The organism is Halomonas sp. 707D4 (assembly GCF_024158685.1).
Taxonomy (GTDB): Bacteria; Pseudomonadota; Gammaproteobacteria; order Pseudomonadales; family Halomonadaceae; genus Vreelandella.
The window spans coordinates 1-2,067 of the sequence record NZ_JAMZBD010000524.1 but is presented as its reverse complement, the minus strand read 5'-3'; the positions used below and the strand labels follow the sequence as shown (position 1 = coordinate 2,067).

Annotated in this window: 3 protein-coding genes and 1 pseudogene; all 4 read left to right on the top strand. The window is 70.3% G+C overall.

Features of this window, described 5'->3' with window-relative positions:
- Window positions 1-197: pseudogene (locus BIS11_RS16120) on the top strand (hypothetical protein); the annotation flags it as partial.
- Entirely contained in the window at window positions 194-556 is a 363-nt protein-coding gene (locus BIS11_RS16115; RefSeq protein ID WP_253426737.1) for a hypothetical protein, read from the top strand. The pseudogene BIS11_RS16120 and the gene BIS11_RS16115, both read left to right, overlap by 4 nt.
- Before the next feature lie 20 nt (window positions 557-576).
- Window positions 577-1,224 carry a DUF1007 family protein gene (locus tag BIS11_RS16110; RefSeq protein WP_253426739.1) on the top strand — a complete coding sequence of 216 codons (648 nt, stop codon included), beginning with the start codon at window positions 577-579 and terminating at the stop codon, window positions 1,222-1,224.
- A 62-nt stretch (window positions 1,225-1,286) separates the two neighbouring features.
- The coding region (locus BIS11_RS16105; protein WP_253586536.1) for a nickel/cobalt transporter at window positions 1,287-2,067 on the top strand (781 nt) is incomplete at its 3' end.

Sequence of the window (2,067 nt, the reverse complement as noted above, 5' to 3'; positions counted from 1 at the left end):
GTATCGGGCGTGCGCCGGTCGAGAGCGAGCGGGTGAGCGTGCTGGTCCAGAACGGGCATGTCCGCCTCTCCCGCGATCTGCGCCGCTTCGACCAGCTGCGCGACATGCGCGAGGCGCGCAGCGCCAGCGACGACGATTTCTGTCGGCGCTTCCAGTCGGCGCTGCCCGGGGTCGGCCGCGGGGAGGGGCGCCCATGAAGGCTCTCGTTCGCTTTGGCGGCGTGGCACTACTGCTGGCGCTTGCCGGCTGCGCCACCACCGCGCCGCTCGAACCCCGCGAGTTGCGCTTTCAAGCCTCCTCGGAGCGCACCTTTCGCGAGGCGGTGGATCTGATGGTGGCCCAGGGCTACGTGATCCGTCACGCCGATCTGGCCCTGGGGCGCGCCGAGGGATCGCTTGCCCGCTGGCCGGAGTACCGCCTGCTGCTGCAGGTCGATGATCAGGGCGGGGCGAGCCGGGTCAGCGTCTCGGCGCTGCGCGGCTCGACGGCGCTCGCCCCCTACCTGCTCGACCCGTGGCTGGTCGAGCTGCAACACCGCCTGGGAGAGGCCCCTTGAGTAAAACCGCAGTGACGACGATGCGCGCCGTTCCCCTGGCGGCACTGGCGCTTCTGGCCAGTGGCGCTGCAAACGCCCACCCGCACGGCTGGATCGACATGAGCGTTCGCATCGTCACCGATGACCAGAACCGGGCCGTGGCGCTGGACCAGACCTGGCGGATGGACCCGTTCTACAGCCTGATCGTCTTCGACGAGCTCTCCCGGGTGACGGACGCCACCTTCGAGCAGGGGCTCGACCAGCTGGGCCACGACATCCGCGACAACCTCGCCGCCCAGGGTTACTTCACCGAGCTGCGCCTCGACGGCGAGCCGCTGGCACTCGGCGAAGTGAGCGACTACACCACCCTTGAGCGCGACGGGAGGCTGGTCTACATGTTCACGCTGCCCTTGGCGGAGCCCGCAGCACTCGACGGCGCGACCCTCGAGTACCAGATATTCGATCCGACCTACTACATCGAGGTGGTGCACGAAGAGAAGGAGGGCGCCCCCGATCCGGGCGCGCTCGCCCTGCAGGGCGATTTGGCGTGCCGGCTCTCCATCACCCCGGCGGACCCGGACCCGGAGCTCGTCCTGCAGGCCGCCCTGCTCGACGAGGACGAGCAGGGCGAGCCAGGCCTGGGGCGCTATTTCGCCGAAACCGGCCACGTGCGCTGCGGGGAGGGGTGATCGTGCGACGCCTGCTTTCCCGCCACGATGCGTCGCGCCCAGGGAGTGCGCTGGGCGCGACGATGCTGGGTGTGGTGCTGTTCGCCGCGCTCGGCTACTTTCTCTACACCCATTTCCAGGGCGCGAGTCTTCAGATCCTCGTCTGGCAGCGCGAGCTGCACCGGGCGTTGACCCTGGCGATCACCGAGCTTGCGCGAACCCCGTCGAGCGCGGCGTGGCTGTCGCTTCTGGGCATAAGCTTCGGCTACGGCGTGTTCCACGCCGCGGGGCCGGGCCACGGCAAGGCGGTGCTGGCCACCTACCTCGCCTCGCACGGCGGCGCGACCAAGCGCGCGCTGGGGCTCTCCTTTGCCGCATCGCTCTTGCAGGGCGTGACCGCCATCGCCATGGTGGGCGTGCTGGTCATCGGGCTCGGCTTCGTCACCCGCCGGGCGATGGGACAGGTGGTATGGGTGGAGCAGGCGAGCTTCTTGCTGGTGGCGCTGCTCGGGGCGTGGCTCTGCGTGCGGGCGCTGCGCATGCTCTGGCGGCTCTACCGGCCGGCGCCCGTGCCCGCGTTCACGCCGCTTTCTCCCGGCGCGGACGAGCGTTCGCCGCTCGCGCCTCGCGCTCACTCCCATTCTCACTCCCACGATCACGCTCATGCCCACTCTCATATACACACCCACGCGCACGGCCACCACTGCTGTGGCGGCGCGCACCACGTCGAGCCGGACCAGGCGCTCGACTGGCGCACGGCGCTGATGACCGTCGTGGCGATCGGCCTGCGGCCCTGTTCCGGGGCGGTGCTGCTGCTGGGCGCGGCGGGGCTTCTGGGGCAGTTCATGGTCGGCGTCACGGCGG

Bases quoted from the DNA above. Each gene is read 5' to 3' on its own strand.
- BIS11_RS16110 (WP_253426739.1), top strand. From the start codon at position 577: ATGCGCGCCGTTCCCCTGGCGGCACTGGCGCTTCTGGCCAGTGGCGCT.
- BIS11_RS16115 (WP_253426737.1), top strand. From the start codon at position 194: ATGAAGGCTCTCGTTCGCTTTGGCGGCGTGGCACTACTGCTGGCGCTT.